The organism is Streptomyces sp. N50 (assembly GCF_033335955.1).
In the GTDB taxonomy this organism is placed as follows: Bacteria; Actinomycetota; Actinomycetes; order Streptomycetales; family Streptomycetaceae; genus Streptomyces.
In genome coordinates this window covers 1,462,996-1,478,367 of sequence record NZ_CP137549.1, presented here as the reverse complement: position 1 = coordinate 1,478,367, position 15,372 = coordinate 1,462,996, and the positions used below count along the sequence as shown (strand labels likewise).

The following is a 15,372-nucleotide window of genomic DNA, read 5'->3' as shown; positions in this document are numbered from 1 at the left end:
CTCCCGTCGGGTCTGCGTGGTCGTCGGGTCTCGCTCCGGGTCGGGTCTGCGTGGTCGTCGGGCTTTGACCTCTGTCGGGTCTGCGCGTCCGTCTGGCTTTGACCCCTGTCGGGTCTGCGTGTCCGTCTGGCCTTGGCCTCCGTCGGATCTCGGCCCCCGGGCGGGTCGTCTCCGCCCCTCCTACGCCGACCTGTCCTGGGACTCGCGCGGTCGCGCCGGGCCGTCCGCCGGGGGACCGGTGACCACCGGGGGCGTATCGCGGCCCGCCAAGTGCGACTGGAGCCGCTGGTGCCGGAATTCGAAACCCGCGCCGGACTGCCGTAGGACACCGCGGCGGTGGGCGTCCTCCAGGAACGCCATCAGGCGCCATGGCATCCGGCCCGTCGCCGCGAGCCAGGCCCGGGCGACGGTGAAGCGTCCCCACGCGCTCAGCGCGAGCGCGGCCGAACCCAGCGGCAGCCACAGCTGGGTGCCGATGTGGACCAGTCCGCCCCAGTCGCCCGGCAGCGTCACCACCGGTACGCAGACCGCGGCGACCAGCAGCGCGACCATGCCGCCGCGGGTGAAGGCCGCCGTACGGTCCGTGCGCAGGGACGAACCGGGGCCGGCCGCGCGCATGACGTCCGAGGGGACGCTCAGCGCGCGGTAGACGCCGCACACGCAGCCGCCCACGATCCCGACCAGTACCCCGCCCGCCATCAGCGGGGGCAGACAGCGCCGGAGCACGCCCGACGGCGGGCCCGCGGTGAGCCAGCCGCGGGACGTCTCCGGCAGCACGGACCGCAGGTTCGCGGCGTACGCCGTCGTAGCCGTGTCGTCCGTGAGGTCCAGGTGGACCTCTACCGCACCGTCGTGCGACTCGAAGACCGTGCGCCGCGCGGTGAAGGGGACGCAGCGGCGGTCGGCGAGGAGGGGAATCGCGCAGTCGGGGGGCCGGGTGCCCTCGGGGTAGGCGATCGGCCGGGCTCCGTTGCCGGGCAGGAGCAGCGTGCCGTGCAGGTGGTGCCGGGTGGTCGCCGTCCGCATGCCGGGGCGTTCCGTGAAACTCCAGCCGTCGATCGTCCGGCCCGAAAGGGCGGCCGTGGAACCGGACTTGAGCAGGGTCACCCCGGCCGCAGTCAGACCCGCGACCGTACAAGCGGTGACCCCGATCAGCAGTGCGGCGGCGGTGCCCCGCACCGCGCCCGCCGTGAAGCGCCCGGCGACGCGGCCCGCCCGGGCCGGCTGCGCGAGGTCCTGCGCGGCCCGGCGGCCACCGCTCATCAGCAGGGCCGCGCCCGCTCCCGCGCAGGTGATGCCGACCAGCCCCGTCCAGGGGTTCCCGGACCGGCCGGCCACCACCGCGCACGCCAGGCCGAGCCCGCCCAGCAGCAGGACCGCCCCGCAGGCCCGGGCCACCGCGCGGCCCGCGCTGCCACTCCAGGGCAGGGAGAGCGGCAGCGGATGGCGGGACAGTCCGGCGATACCGAAGAACAGGGTGAACAGCAGCGAGAACAGGCAGCCGCCGAGCAGATCGGGTACCCAGCCGTCCGTCACCGCGCCGAAGCGGAAGCCGAACCTCAGGTCGTCGGCGGAGGCGAAGCCCGCCCACAGCAGCGCGCTCACCCCGGCGGTGATCAGTGTTTGACGGACGAGAGCGCGGCGGCCCGGCGGGGTGTCCCCGGACGGGAGCAGGAACGCCTCCCCGAACGCGAAGCCCAGGGTCTGCCCGACGAGGGTGGCGAGCACGGACGCGAGATCCTCCACGCCCGCCAGCTCGTTCGCCGCGCGGGCGACCGTGACCGGCAGTACCACCAACGACAGCAGGGCCAGCGCCAGCAGTCCCGGCGCCAGGACGGAGACGGCCCGCGGCAGCATCGACTCCAGCTCCCACCACGCCAGCCGCCCGGTGCCGCGCCGCTCCAACGCCCCTGCCAGCAGCGTGAGGCGGCGTACGGCGGCGGAGGTCGCCGAGGGCCCGGAGTCCGCGAACGCGGCCGGTACGAACGCCCCGAGCAGATGCTCCTCGACGGCCTCCGCGGTCGGGAAACGCTCCGTGTCCAGAAGCTCGGACGGGTCGCGGGAGGTGTCGCCGTAGACCGCGCGGGCCAGCGCCACCATCAGGGGAGTGGTGAGCGCCCGTGCCGCCTGGCAGTCCGGATGGGCTGTGAGTTCCCGGAGTACGGGCGTCCACACGGTGCCCGTCGCACCCTCCCCAGGGCGTAACGGCCGTGCCGTCCGCTCCAGATGGGCACCCGCCTGCGCGAGACCGAGCGGGCGCAGCTCGACCACCTCGGCGGCGGTCAGCACATCCCCCTCGGTCACCGCCTTCGCCCACGCCTCGACCCGGCTGGTGAGCAGCAGCGGCAGACTGTCGTCCAGTTCGGCGTTGATCCGCCGTACGGCCTCCCCGTAGCCGGGCCCGGACAGTTCGTCGAAGCCGTCGAGGACCGGCAGTACGAGCCCCGCGTCGAGGAGACCCCGGGCGAGGGTGTGCCGTCCGTCGGTCACGGCGGCCAGCGGGCGGTGCTCGGCGGCCAGCCGCTCCGCGAGCCAGTCCCGCAGCGCGGTCCGCCTCGGGTCCCAGCCCGCCAGCGGAAAGATCACCGGGACCGGGCCACCGGCCCGCCGCGCGGCCAGCCGGCCGAGCACGAACCGCATCGCCAGCACACTCTTGCCCGACCCCGGACCGCCCAGCACCACCAGCCGCCGCCCGGGCAGCGTGGCGAACGACCCGGTGACGTCCTCGATGCGCTGCCCCCGGGGCGCGGGCAGCGGCAGGCCCCGCCTGATGTTCTCCGGGTGATCGGCCAGCCACCGCTCCGCCGGAGCCCAGGCGACCTCCAGCGGGGCGGGGTCCTGCAACCGCCGGAGCCGCGCCTCGGCCGACCACTGCTCCCGTACGGCCTCGGCGAGCGCGTCGGCGGCCCGCCCGCGGTCCTCGTCGGCCGAGCGCGGGGCCGGATCCGCGTCGCCGCGCAGCACGTCGGCGACGAGCGCCGCGATCGACACGAACGCGCCGATCGCCGACACCATCACCCCGGCCGTGGCCGCGTCGCTCCACCACAGCCGGATCACCCCGGCCAGCGCCGCGAGCGTGCCCCCGCACACGGCGAAGCCGAGCCGCCGCCGGACCCGCGCGCTGTGCCATCCACCTTGCATACGACCGCTGCTCCCCGGGCCGGACCCCATGGCCCGACCGCTGTGTCGGAAGCCAACTGTTCTAACGGCCGGACGGCCCGCGATCCGCCGGTCGCCAACCCGTGTGAGGGAGCGCGCGGAATCACCCGAGGGGCGTGCGGAAGTGCGAATCGTCGGCGGGGCATGGGCTGTTGGCACGCGCGAGCAGCATGCGCGGGGCACGGCGAAGGGGCGGTTCCCGATGGGGAACCGCCCCTTCCGCGTCGTAGCGACTACTTCTTGTCGAGCAGGTCCTGGACCTTCGCCCGTACCTCGTCCGTGGCAAGGCCCCGGATCGTGAGGGTCGTGCGGCGGCGGAGGACGTCGTCCTGGGTCTCCGCCCACTCGTGGTCGCGGGCGTAGACGACCTGCGCCCAGATCTCGGGGGCGTCGGGGTGGACGCGCTGGCCCAACTCCGGGTTCTCGTTGGCGAGTCGGGCGATGTCGAAGGCCAGGGAGCCGTAGTGCGTGGCCAGGTGCTTCGCCGTGTCGGCCGCCATGCGCGGGCCCGGAGCCGGGTTGTCGACCAGGAGGCGGTGGGCGACCGCGCGCGGGTTGGCGACACCCGGCAGGGGGAGCTTCTTCGGGAGGGACGAGATCGGCTCGAAGTCCTCGCCGAGCGGGCGGCCGGGCAGGGCCTCCAGCTTCTGCATGACCGTACGGCCGATGTGCCGGAAGGTCGTCCACTTGCCGCCCGCGACGGACAGCATGCCGCCCTTGCCCTCGGTGACGACGGTCTCGCGCTTGGCCTTTGCCGTGCTGCCGGGGCCGCCGGGCAGGACGCGGAGGCCCGCGAAGGAGTACGTGATCAGGTCACGGGAGAGCTGCTGGTCGCGGACCGAGAACGCGGCCTCGTCAAGGATCTGGGATATGTCCTTCTCGGTGACCGAGACGTCCGCCGGGTCGCCCTCGTACTCCTCGTCGGTCGTGCCGAGCAGCAGCATGTCCTCCCAGGGGAGGGCGAAGGTGATGCGGTACTTGTCGATGGGGGTGGCGAGAGCGGCCTTCCACGGAGACGTCCGCTTCAGGACCAGGTGGGCGCCCTTCGACAGCCTGATCGACGGCGCCGCGTTCGGGTCCTCCATCTTGCGCAGGTGGTCGACCCACGGGCCGGTCGCGTTGAGCACCAGGCGGGCGCTCACGCCGAACTCGTCGCCGGAGGTGGTGTCGCGCAGCTCCGCGCCGGTCACCCGGCCCTGGGTGAAGCGCAGACCGGTGACCTCGGCGTGGTTGAGGACGACCGCGCCCGCCTCGACGGCCGCGCGGACCGTCATCAGCGCCATGCGGGCGTCGTTCATCTGGTCGTCGCCGTACACGGCCACGGCCTTGAGGTTCTGGGTGCGCAGCTCGGGCACGTCCTGCGCCGCCTTGGCGGGGGACAGGAGGTGGCCGACGCCGTCGCCGAACGCGGAGAGCGCGGAGTAGGCGAAGACGCCCGCCCCGAGCTTCGCCGCGCCGTGCGGACCGCCCTTGTACACGGGGAGGTAGAACGTGAGCGGGTTCGCCAGGTGGGGGGCCACCTGGCGGGAGACCGCACGGCGTTCGAAGTGGTTCTCCGCCACCAGCTTCACCGCGCCGGTCTGCAGGTAGCGCAGACCGCCGTGGAGGAGCTTGGAGGAGGCGGAAGAGGTGGCACCGGCGAAGTCGCCGGCGTCGACCAGGGCCACCCGCAGCCCGGACTGCGCGGCGTGCCAGGCGGTGGAGATGCCCAGGATGCCGCCGCCGATGACGAGGAGGTCGTACGTCGCCTTGGAGAGCTGCTCCCGGGTCTCGGCCCGGCTCGGGTTCGAGCCGGAGGCCGGGTGCGTACCGAGGGCAGGCACGGACTGCAGGGTGGACTGACTGGTCATGTGGGGTTCTTACTCCTCGTCGTCGAGCCAGCCCATGGTCCGCTCCACGGCCTTGAGCCAGCTCTTGTACTCACGGTCGCGCTTCTCCGCGGCCATGTTGGGGGTCCACTCGGCGGCCCGGCGCCAGTTCGCGCGCAGGTCGTCGGTGCTGGTCCAGAAGCCGACGGCCAGGCCGGCGGCGTAGGCGGCACCGAGGCAGGTGGTCTCGGCGACCATCGGGCGCACCACGGGGGCGTCGACGAAGTCCGAGAGCGTCTGCATCAGCAGGTTGTTGGAGGTCATGCCGCCGTCGACCTTGAGCGCGGCGAGCTCGACACCGGAGTCCTTCGTCATGGCGTCCGTGATCTCACGGGTCTGCCAGGCGGTGGCCTCCAGGACGGCACGCGCGAGGTGCGCCTTGGTCACGTACCGGGTGAGACCGGCGATCACACCGCGGGCGTCGGAGCGCCAGTACGGGGCGAACAGACCGGAGAAGGCCGGCACGAAGTAGGCGCCGCCGTTGTCCTCGACCGAGAGCGCGAGCGTCTCGATCTCGGCGGCGGTGGAGATGAGGCCCATCTGGTCGCGCATCCACTGCACCAGCGAACCGGTGACGGCGATCGAGCCCTCCAGGGCGTAGACCGGCGCCTCGTCGCCGATCCGGTAGCCGACCGTGGTCAGCAGGCCCGAGTAGGAGTTGATGATCTTCTCGCCGGTGTTCATCAGCATGAACGTGCCGGTGCCGTACGTGGACTTGGCCTCGCCCTCGGCGAAACAGGTCTGGCCGAACAGGGCCGCCTGCTGGTCGCCGAGCGCGGAGGCGACCGGGATGCCGCCGAGCAGCTCGCCGAGACGCCCGCCGGTGACCTCGCCGTAGACCTCGGCGGAGGAGCGGATCTCCGGGAGCATGTTCATCGGGACGCCGATGGACTCGGCGATCTTCTCGTCCCACGCCAGGGTGTGCAGGTTCATCAGCATGGTGCGGGAGGCGTTGGTGACGTCGGTGTAGTGCTTGCCGCCGTTCACACCGCCCGTCAGGTTCCAGATGACCCAGCTGTCCATGGTGCCGAAGAGGATGTCGCCCGCCTCGGCGCGCTCGCGCAGGCCCTCGACGTTGTCGAGCAGCCAGCGGGCCTTGGGGCCTGCGAAGTACGACGCGAGGGGGAGACCCGTCTCGCGGCGGAAGCGGTCCTGGCCGACGTTGCGCCCGAGCTCCTTGCAGAGCGCGTCGGTGCGGGTGTCCTGCCAGACGATGGCGTTGTGGACGGGCTCACCGGTGTTCTTGTCCCAGAGGAGAGTCGTCTCGCGCTGGTTGGTGATGCCGATGGCCTTGATGTCGTCGCGGGTGATGCCGGCCTTCTCGATGGCGGAGGCGACGACCTCCTGGACGTTGGTCCAGATCTCGGTGGCGTTGTGCTCGACCCAGCCCGGCTTCGGGAAGATCTGCTCGTGCTCCTTCTGGTCGACGGAGACGATACGGCCGTCCCGGTCGAAGACGATGCAGCGGCTGGAGGTCGTGCCCTGGTCGATGGCCGCGATGAACGGTCCGGCGGTGTGCGCGTCGGTCACTGTGTGCTCCTGAGGGGTTCCGTGGTCATGAGGAGGTCATGAGGACTGGTTCTACGGCTGCTTCAGTGCTCGGAAGTTCTTGGAATTCTGCTTCTAAGCAAAAGCGAGGTTGTAGATACCCGCAGCGATCGCGCCGCCGATCAGCGGTCCGACGACCGGGATCCACGCGTAGCTCCAGTCGGAGCCGCCCTTGTTGGGCAGCGGCAGGAGCGCGTGCACGATGCGCGGGCCCAGGTCACGGGCCGGGTTGATGGCGTAACCGGTCGGGCCGCCGAGCGACAGACCGATGGAGACGACCACGAATGCGGTGATCAGGGCGCCCAGGGTGCCGAGACCGTTGCCCTTGTCGTTCAGACCCTGCGTCAGGATGGCGAGGATCAGGACGACGGTGCCGATGATCTCCGTGGCGAGGTTCTGCACCACGTTGCGGACCTCAGGACCGGTGGAGAAGATGCCCAGGACAGGTCCGGCGCCCTTCTCCTCGGCTTCCACGGCCTTGGCCGTCGGCTCGCCGACGATCTCCTTGTCCGTGAGGTGGGCCTGGAACTGGCCGTAGTAGGCCACCCAGACCAGGGTCGCGCCGATCATGGCGCCGAGCAGCTGCCCGGCCCAGTAGATCGGGACGTTGTCCCAGCCACCGTCCTTGATCGCGAGGGCGAGCGTCACGGCCGGGTTGAGGTGGGCACCGGAGAGCGGTGCCGAGATGTACACGGCCGTCATGACGGCGAAACCCCACCCGAAGGCGATGGCCAGCCAGCCGGCGTTACGGGCCTTGGAGGCCTTCAGCGTGACGGCGGCGCAGACGCCACCGCCCAGCAGGATGAGCACGGCGGTACCTATGGTCTCGCCGATGAAGATGTCGGAGCTGGACACCCGCGACTCCTTTGTCCTTCGTCCAGGGAAGCCGAACCCCGGGTCCCGCCGGGGGTTCGTGCGCCCTCGGGGGTGAGAGCGATGCCGGCCTTTGGCGTTGCCACACTCTAGCGCGTATTGCCGGTAGGTGTTCGACAATGCCGACCGATGGACGGGAGTCTTGCTCCGGGGTTACAGGCGCGTCAAGAGTGCTGTTATCGAAAACACGATCGTTATTGATTGCTGTGGGCTATCGATCCCGCGACCGATGCGGACGGCTATCAGGTGGACACCGTGTGTGGCGATTTGGCGTTTTGGCCGACTTTGTCATCAACAGTACGACTGATACCGGAACGTCGACATGACGTTCCGGTGAGATCCCGCTGTGAATCCGCCTGCGAATCCGCTGAGCTCAGAACCGCCCGGCGCCGAGATCCCGTGACACCGCGCGGGCGCAGTCCCGTACCGCGGCGATCAGCTCGGGGCGCAGCGCGCCGTCCTCGTCGGGCCGGCACAGCCGCTCCACCGCGCCGGTGATGCCGACCGCGCCGACCGGCATGCGCCGCCGGTCGTGGATGGGGGCGGCGATGGACGCGACGCCCTCCCAGGTCTCCTCCACGTCGGCCGCGTACCCACGCGCGCGTGTCACATCGAGGACGTGCTCGAAGTCGGCCAGCTCGGACACCGTGCGCTCGGTGAACGGCTTGCGGTCGGCCTCCAGGACCTCGCTGTGCGCGACCGGGTCGTAGGCCGACAGGACCTTGCCCAGGGCCGTGGAGTGCAGCGGCTGCATGGCCCCGATCTCCAGGACCTGCCTGCTGTCGTCGGGGCGGAAGACGTGGTGCACGATCAGGACGCCGTGCTGATGCAGCACTCCTAGGTGCACACTTTCGCCGCTGGAGCGGGCCAGGTCGTCCGTCCAGACCAGGGCGCGTGCCCGCAGTTCGTGCACGTCGAGGTAGGTGGTGCCCAGGCGCAGCAGTTCGGCGCCGAGCTGATAGCGCCCGGAGACGTCGTCCTGCTCGACGAAGCCCTCCTGCTGGAGGGTGCGCAGGATGCCGTGGGCGGTGCCCTTGGCGAGACCGAGCGACGAGGCGATGTCCGAGAGGCCGAGCCGTCGCTCGCCGCCCGCGAGCAGGCGCAGCATCGCGGCCGCCCGTTCGAGCGACTGGATGTTCCGTGCCATCGCCGTACTGCCTCCGTCCCGTTCGACCGTCGACGACCGTCGACAAGCATGGCCGCTGCCGCCGTTCGGCAATGTCGAACACTACCGGTCCATGCCGACCTCCCGCTAATGGTCGGCCGATTCCGGTCACGTCTCCTGTTGCGTCACTTGTCGCGAGAACCTAGACGGCGTTGACCCGCCCGTCACCTCCATCGGCCGCCCCCGTCACCCCCGTCGGCCTCCTGTCACCCCGGTCCACCTCCCCGCCGCCCCGGTCCGCCCCATGGACGCTTCGAGCATCCCTCGGCCCGACCCCGTTACCCTGGCGACGTGCACGCTCCCCGGGGAGTTCCGTGAGAGGTTCCCTGGGAAGCCGCAAAGCCGACAGCCGTCGCACTCCAGGGAGCCCCTTCATGGCCTCGTCGCCACAGACCCCTTCTGCCGACAGCCGGACCCGTGTGTCCGCGCTCCGAGAGGCACTCGCCACCCGCGTGGTGGTCGCCGACGGAGCCATGGGCACCATGCTCCAGGCACAGGACCCCACACTCGAGGACTTCGAGAACCTCGAGGGCTGCAACGAGATCCTGAACATCACCCGCCCGGACATCGTCCGCTCGGTCCACGAGGAGTACTTCGGCGTCGGCGTGGACTGCGTCGAGACGAACACCTTCGGCGCGAACCACTCCGCGATGGCTGAGTACGACATCCCCGAGCGCGTCCACGAACTCTCCGAGGCCGGCGCCCGCATCGCCCGCGAGACCGCCGACGACTTCACCGCCCGCGACGGCCGCCAGCGCTGGGTCCTCGGTTCGATCGGCCCCGGCACCAAGCTGCCCACCCTCGGCCACATCGGCTACAGCACGCTGCGCGACGGCTTCCAGGCCAACGCCGAGGGACTGCTCGCCGGCGGCGCCGACGCCCTGATCGTGGAGACCACCCAGGACCTCCTCCAGACCAAGTCGTCGATCCTGGGCGCCCGCCGCGCCATGGAGGCGACCGGCGTCGACGTACCCCTGCTGGTCTCGATGGCCTTCGAGACCACCGGCACCATGCTGCTGGGCTCCGAGATCGGCGCCGCGCTCACCGCGCTCGAACCGCTCGGCATCGACATGATCGGCCTGAACTGCTCGACGGGCCCGGCCGAGATGAGCGAGCACCTGCGCTACCTCGCCCGGCACTCCCGCACCCCGCTGCTCTGCATGCCGAACGCGGGCCTGCCCATCCTCACCAAGGACGGCGCCCACTTCCCGCTCGACCCCGAGGGCCTGGCCGAGGCGCAGGAGCACTTCGTCCACGACTACGGCCTGAACCTGGTCGGCGGCTGCTGCGGCACGACCCCCGAGCACCTGCGCCAACTCGTCGAGCGGGTCCGCGAGACCGCCCCCACCGAGCGCCACCCGCAGCCCGAGCCGGGCGCCGCCTCGCTCTACCAGACGGTCCCGTTCCGCCAGGACACCGCCTACATGGCGATCGGCGAGCGCACCAACGCCAACGGCTCGAAGAAGTTCCGCGAGGCCATGCTGGACGGCCGCTGGGACGACTGCGTGGAGATGGCCCGCGACCAGATCCGCGAGGGCGCCCACATGCTGGACCTCTGCGTGGACTACGTCGGCCGCGACGGCGTCGCCGACATGGAGGAACTGGCCGGCCGCTTCGCCACCGCCTCCACCCTGCCGATCGTCCTCGACTCCACCGAAGTCCCGGTCATCCGGGCCGGGTTGGAGAAGCTCGGCGGCCGCGCGGTCATCAACTCCGTCAACTACGAGGACGGCGACGGCCCCGAGTCCCGCTTCGCGAAGGTCACCCGGCTCGCCCAGGAACACGGCGCCGCGCTCATCGCGCTGACCATCGACGAGGAGGGCCAGGCCCGCACCCCGGAGCACAAGGTCGCCATCGCAGAGCGTCTGATCGAGGACCTCACGACGAACTGGGGCATCCACGAGTCGGACATCCTCATCGACACCCTGACCTTCACCATCTGCACCGGCCAGGAGGAGTCCCGCGGCGACGGCATCGCCACCATCGAGGCGATCCGCCGCCTCAAGGCCGCCCACCCCGACGTCCAGACCACCCTCGGCCTCTCGAACATCTCCTTCGGCCTCAACCCGGCCGCCCGCGTCCTGCTCAACTCCGTCTTCCTCGACGAGTGCGTCAAGGCGGGCCTCGACTCGGCGATCGTGCACGCCTCGAAGATCCTCCCGATCGCCCGGTTCACCGAGGAAGAGGTGCAGACGGCCCTCGACCTGGTCTACGACCGCCGCCGCGAGGGCTACGACCCGCTCCAGAAACTGATGGCCCTGTTCGAGGGCGCCACCACCAAGTCCCGGACGGCGGGCCGCGCCGAGGAGCTGGCCGCGCTCCCGCTGGACGAGCGGCTCAAGCGGCGCATCATCGACGGCGAGAAGAACGGCCTGGAGGCCGACCTCGCCGAGGCGTTGCAGACCCGCCCGGCCCTGGACATCGTCAACGAGACGCTCCTGGACGGCATGAAGGTCGTCGGTGAACTCTTCGGCTCCGGCCAGATGCAGCTGCCGTTCGTGCTCCAGTCCGCCGAGGTCATGAAGACCGCGGTCGCCTATCTGGAGCCGCACATGGAGAAGTCGGACGCCGAGGGCAAGGGCACCATCGTGCTCGCCACGGTGCGCGGCGACGTCCACGACATCGGCAAGAACCTCGTCGACATCATCCTGTCCAACAACGGCTACAACGTCGTCAACCTCGGCATCAAGCAGCCGGTCTCCGCGATCCTGGAAGCGGCCGAGGAGCACCGCGCCGACGTCATCGGCATGTCGGGCCTCCTGGTCAAGTCCACGGTGATCATGAAGGAGAACCTCCAGGAGCTCAACCAGCGCAAGATGGCCGCGGATTACCCGGTCATCCTGGGCGGTGCCGCGCTGACGAGGGCGTACGTCGAGCAGGACCTGCACGAGATCTACGAGGGCGAAGTCCGTTACGCCCGCGACGCGTTCGAGGGCCTGCGCCTGATGGACGCCCTGATCGGCGTCAAGCGCGGCGTGCCCGGCGCGAAGCTGCCCGAGCTGAAGCAGCGCCGGGTGCGGGCGAGCGCGGCCGTGGAGGTCGAGGAGCGCCCCGAGGAGGGCCACGTCCGCTCGGACGTCGCCGTCGACAACCCGATCCCCCAGGCACCGTTCCGCGGCACCCGGGTCATCAAGGGCATCCAGCTCAAGGAGTACGCGTCCTGGCTCGACGAGGGCGCCCTCTTCAAGGGCCAGTGGGGCCTCAAGCAGGCCCGCACGGGCGACGGACCGACGTACGAGGAACTGGTGGAGACCGAGGGCCGCCCCCGCCTGCGCGGCCTCCTGGACAAGCTCCAGACCGACAACCTCCTCGAAGCGGCCGTCGTCTACGGCTACTTCCCCTGCGTGTCCAAGGACGACGACCTGATCGTCCTGGACGACCAGGGCAACGAGCGCACCCGCTTCACCTTCCCGCGCCAGCGCCGCGGCCGCCGTCTCTGCCTGGCCGACTTCTTCCGCCCGGAGGAGTCCGGTGAGACCGACGTCGTCGGCTTCCAGATCGTCACCATGGGCAACCGCATCGGCGAGGAGACCGCGAAGCTCTTCGAGTCGAACTCCTACCGCGACTACCTCGAACTGCACGGCCTGTCCGTCCAGTTGGCCGAGGCGCTCGCCGAGTACTGGCACGCGCGCGTGCGCTCCGAACTCGGCTTCGCCGGCGAGGACCCCACCGACGTCGAGGACATGTTCGCCCTGAAGTACCGCGGCGCCCGCTTCTCCCTCGGCTACGGCGCCTGCCCCGACCTGGAGGACCGCGCGAAGATCGCCGCCCTGCTGGAGCCGGAGCGCATCGGCGTCCACCTCTCGGAGGAGTTCCAGCTGCACCCGGAGCAGTCCACGGACGCGATCGTCATCCACCACCCGGAGGCGAAGTACTTCAACGCGCGCTGAGCGGACGAGGACGCCGATCGGGTGTGCGCACGGAACGGACAAGCACACTGATCGGATAAGTCGTACACTGGTCGGTCCACCGCAGGCCGGTCGCCCTTGTTGGTATCAAGGGTGGCCGGCCTGATCGTCCCTCAAGGAGGTGCGCCAGGATGACCAGCACGGTCCCCGCGCTCGGAACCCGTACGGCCGAAGGCTCAGCACTCCAGGCCGTACTCCTCGACATGGACGGAACCCTGGTGGACACCGAGGGCTTCTGGTGGGAGGTCGAGGTCGAGGTCTTCGCGGCCCTCGGACACACCCTCGACGACTCCTGGCGCCATGTCGTGGTCGGCGGCCCCATGACCCGCAGCGCCGGCTTCCTGATCGAGGCCACCGGCGCCGACATCACCCTCGCCGAGCTGTCCGTCCTGCTCAACGCGGGCTTCGAGGACCGCATCGGGCGCAGCCTGCCGCTGATGCCGGGCGCCGCCAGACTCCTGGCCGAGCTGGCGGAGTACGAGATCCCCACAGCCCTGGTCTCCGCCTCGCACCGGCGCATCATCGACCGCGTCCTGACCGCGCTCGGCCCCCAGCACTTCGCGCTGACGGTCGCCGGCGACGAGGTCACGCGCACCAAGCCGTACCCCGACCCGTATCTGCTTGCCGCCGCCGGCCTCGGCGTCGACCCGGCCCGCTGCGCCGTCGTGGAAGACACCGCGACGGGTGTCGCGGCGGCGGAGGCCGCGGGCTGCCTGGTGGTGGCCGTGCCGTCGGTGGCGCCGATCGCCCCGGCCGCCCGGCGTACCGTCGTGACCTCCCTGGAAGTCGTCGACCTGGCATTTCTGCGCGGACTGATGGCCGGCTGATGACGGAAATGCGCCAGCCGTTCACCGAGAGTGCAAAGTTCAATGGGAATGGAATTCGAGCTTGATCGGCCGGTCGAATTCCGTTGCACTCCAACCGAGTTGAGGCATGTGAGGTTCCCCACGTGCCGGAGGGTCGACATCGTCGTCGCCCTGTGCTGTTCACCCCATTTCTGAGGCCGATCACGCACCCTTGTGTCCCGATTGGTGAAAGCCTGCACTAATCCTTCCCTCGGCGGGTTTTCGGTCTGTCCACAGCCGGTTCCGCTGCGTGATGGGAACTCAACTACGGTGGCCGTGAACCCCCGTGCGGGTCCGGACTAATCTCAACGCGAGAACATCGCCCTTATCCCCGTGATCGGCATCACCACCCCATGCATGCCGGGTACACGGACTCGAACAGCTCTGGAGAAACTCGAGCATGAACCGCAAGACTTTGGTGCTGCCGGCCGTCGTCGGCCTGCTCGCGCCGGTGCTCGCCGCGTGTGGCGGCTCCGGCAGCGGGAGTTCCAGCGACGATGCGATAGTCGTCGGCACCACGGACCGGTTCGAGGCGACGAAGGACGCTCCGGCGCCGCTCGACCCCGCCTACGCCTACGACGTCGGCACCTGGAACATCCTGCGCCAGACCGTGCAGACCCTGATGATCCAGCCCAAGGGCGAGGGCGACCCGGTCCCCGAGGCCGCCGAGAAGTGCGGCTTCACCGACACCGGCAACGAGCGCTACGCCTGCACCCTGCGCGAGGGTCTGAAGTTCGCCAACGGCGACAAGATCACCGCGGAAGATGTGAAGTACTCCATCGACCGCGCGATGCGCATCAAGGCCGACAGCGGTGTGTTCGCCCTGCTGTCGACCGTCGACACCATCGAGACCCAGGGCGACCGCGAGGTCATCTTCCATCTGAAGACGGCCGACGCCACGTTCCCGTACAAGCTGTCCACTCCCGTCGCCGGCATCGTGAATCCGGACGACTACCAGAAGGACAAGCTGCGCGACGGCTTCGACATCGACGGTTCCGGCCCGTACACCCTCTCGGCGTCCACGAAGGACGACGCGATCACCACGGCCACGTTCACCAAGAACCCCAATTACAAGGGTGCCTTGAAGGTGAACAACAGCAAGGTCGAGATGCGTTCCTTCGCCGACGCCGACGCCATGGGCGCCGCGATCAGCAAGGGCGACATCGACGTCATGACGCGCACCATGTCGCCGGAGCAGATCCAGAAGCTCAGCGACGACACGGACGGCGACGTCGACCTCGTCGAGATGCCCGGCCTCGAAATCCGCTACCTGGGCTTCAACACCAACGCCCCGACCGTGAAGACGAAGGCCGTACGCGAGGCGATGGCCCAGATCATCGACCGCGGCGAACTCGTCTCCAAGGTCTACGGCACCGAGGCCGAGCCGCTCTACTCCATGGTCCCGGCGACCATCACGGGCCACTCGAACTCGTTCTTCAACAAGTACGGCGACCCGAGCGTCTCCAAGGCCAAGACGATGATGGAGCAGGCCAACATCACCACTCCGGTGAAGCTGACCCTGAACTACACGACCGACCACTACGGTCCGGCCACCAAGGAAGAGTTCGAGCAGCTCCAGAAGCAGCTCAACGCCAGCGGCCTGTTCGACGTCAGCATCAAGGGCACCCCGTGGGCGACGTTCCGCCCGGCCGAGCAGAAGGGCAAGTACGACGTCTACGGGATGGGCTGGTTCCCCGACTTCCCCGACGCCGACAACTACCTCGCGCCGTTCCTCGACAAGGACAACACCCTCGGCTCGCCGTACGTCAGCACCAAGATCCGTAGCACCCTGATCCCGGAGTCCCGCCGCGAGGCCGACCGGCTCGCCGCCTCCAAGAGCCTCACGGCCATCCAGGACATCGTCGCCACCGACGTCCCGCTGATCCCGCTGTGGCAGGGCAAGCAGTACGTCGCCGCCCGCGACGACGTCACGGGCACCGCGTACGCGCTCAACTCCTCCTCGACCCTCCAGCTCTGGGAGCTGGGCCGAGGCGTGGGCAACTGAC

8 protein-coding genes are annotated in these 15,372 nt (G+C 70.1%); 3 read left to right on the top strand and 5 right to left on the bottom strand.

Translation table 11 applies throughout. The annotated features are described in order from the left end of the window. Nucleotides 1–180: 180 nt before the first annotated feature. The 5 genes from R2B38_RS06205 to R2B38_RS06185 all read right to left on the bottom strand — a co-directional run bounded on the left by R2B38_RS06205 (nucleotide 181) and on the right by R2B38_RS06185 (nucleotide 8,595). The gene (locus R2B38_RS06205) at nucleotides 181–3,141 is read right to left on the bottom strand and encodes an NACHT domain-containing protein (RefSeq protein ID WP_318015315.1); all 2,961 of its coding nucleotides are present in this window, start codon (nucleotides 3,139–3,141) and stop codon (nucleotides 181–183) included. Nucleotides 3,142–3,392: 251 nt separating this feature from the next. Further along, nucleotides 3,393–5,009 (bottom strand): glycerol-3-phosphate dehydrogenase/oxidase, encoded by a 1,617-nt coding sequence (locus tag R2B38_RS06200; protein ID WP_318015314.1) that lies wholly within the window; start codon nucleotides 5,007–5,009, stop codon nucleotides 3,393–3,395. Between the two features lie 9 nt (nucleotides 5,010–5,018). Continuing rightward, the gene (gene glpK / locus R2B38_RS06195; protein WP_318015313.1) at nucleotides 5,019–6,557 is read right to left on the bottom strand and encodes a glycerol kinase GlpK; all 1,539 of its coding nucleotides are present in this window, start codon (nucleotides 6,555–6,557) and stop codon (nucleotides 5,019–5,021) included. Between the two features lie 93 nt (nucleotides 6,558–6,650). Next, nucleotides 6,651–7,430, bottom strand: coding sequence for an MIP/aquaporin family protein (locus R2B38_RS06190; RefSeq protein ID WP_033283720.1), 780 nt, complete (start codon nucleotides 7,428–7,430; stop codon nucleotides 6,651–6,653). A gap of 391 nt (nucleotides 7,431–7,821) precedes the next feature. Next, nucleotides 7,822–8,595 carry an IclR family transcriptional regulator gene (locus R2B38_RS06185; protein WP_318015312.1) on the bottom strand — a complete coding sequence of 258 codons (774 nt, stop codon included), beginning with the start codon at nucleotides 8,593–8,595 and terminating at the stop codon, nucleotides 7,822–7,824. 392 nt (nucleotides 8,596–8,987) lie between these two features. On the opposite strand from R2B38_RS06185, the gene metH reads away from it, so the two are divergent. The 3 genes from metH to R2B38_RS06170 all read left to right on the top strand — a co-directional run bounded on the left by metH (nucleotide 8,988) and on the right by R2B38_RS06170 (nucleotide 15,371). After that, nucleotides 8,988–12,503 carry a methionine synthase gene (gene metH / locus R2B38_RS06180; RefSeq protein ID WP_318015311.1) on the top strand — a complete coding sequence of 1,172 codons (3,516 nt, stop codon included), beginning with the start codon at nucleotides 8,988–8,990 and terminating at the stop codon, nucleotides 12,501–12,503. Nucleotides 12,504–12,652: 149 nt separating this feature from the next. Continuing rightward, nucleotides 12,653–13,348: an HAD family phosphatase gene (locus tag R2B38_RS06175; protein ID WP_318015310.1), complete on the top strand. Its 696-nt coding sequence runs from the start codon at nucleotides 12,653–12,655 to the stop codon at nucleotides 13,346–13,348. Nucleotides 13,349–13,766: 418 nt separating this feature from the next. Next, a complete protein-coding gene (locus tag R2B38_RS06170; RefSeq protein ID WP_318015309.1) occupies nucleotides 13,767–15,371 on the top strand; it encodes an ABC transporter substrate-binding protein in 1,605 nt (534 codons plus the stop codon). Nucleotide 15,372 lies beyond the last annotated feature (1 nt).

Coding starts and splice junctions, on each gene's coding strand:
- R2B38_RS06205 (WP_318015315.1), bottom strand. CDS start 3,141: ATGCAAGGTGGATGGCACAGCGCGCGGGTCCGGCGGCGGCTCGGCTTC.
- R2B38_RS06200 (WP_318015314.1), bottom strand. CDS start 5,009: ATGACCAGTCAGTCCACCCTGCAGTCCGTGCCTGCCCTCGGTACGCAC.
- R2B38_RS06185 (WP_318015312.1), bottom strand. CDS start 8,595: ATGGCACGGAACATCCAGTCGCTCGAACGGGCGGCCGCGATGCTGCGC.
- metH (WP_318015311.1), top strand. CDS start 8,988: ATGGCCTCGTCGCCACAGACCCCTTCTGCCGACAGCCGGACCCGTGTG.
- R2B38_RS06175 (WP_318015310.1), top strand. CDS start 12,653: ATGACCAGCACGGTCCCCGCGCTCGGAACCCGTACGGCCGAAGGCTCA.
- R2B38_RS06170 (WP_318015309.1), top strand. CDS start 13,767: ATGAACCGCAAGACTTTGGTGCTGCCGGCCGTCGTCGGCCTGCTCGCG.